This is a genomic window from Streptomyces sp. SID12501 (genome assembly GCF_010550245.1).
In the GTDB taxonomy this organism is placed as follows: Bacteria; Actinomycetota; Actinomycetes; order Streptomycetales; family Streptomycetaceae; genus Streptomyces.
The window spans coordinates 1-453 of the sequence record NZ_JAAGLU010000593.1; the positions used below are offsets into that span (position 1 = coordinate 1).

At 71.5% G+C, this 453-nt stretch carries 1 pseudogene; it reads right to left on the reverse strand.

The features are described from left to right. Positions 1-453, reverse strand: a pseudogene (locus tag G3I71_RS47440) (beta-xylosidase); the annotation flags it as partial.

Sequence of the window (453 nt, forward strand, 5' to 3'; positions counted from 1 at the left end):
TCGTCGACGCCGTATCGGTCGACCCATTGCTGCACGGTCGCGCGCACGAGCTCGGCCCACGCGCCCATGTCGTTGGGCGGGCTGCAGTGCGCCTTCCACCAGAACAGCGTCTGGGTCTGCGTGGCGAGCGCGCGCGGCATGAACCCCAGCTCGACGAACGGCCGCGCGCCGACGTCGAGGATGAAGTCGACGACCTTGTCGACGTAGCTGAACGTGATCACCGGCTCGGGCAGCACGTTGTCGGGGCCGAAGCCGCCGCCGTACGTCGCGCGGTACACGAACATGTCGTCGTGGAAGATGCCGTGGAACCGCACGGTGCGGGCCCCGAGCACCTCGACGGCCTCGCGGAAGTGCGCCTGCCAGTCGGCGCGCAGCGCCTCGTTGGCGCGGCCCGCTCCGAGGCACGCGTTCCACACGTGGCGCAGCGGGCGCTCCTGCGGGGTCGCGCCGTCG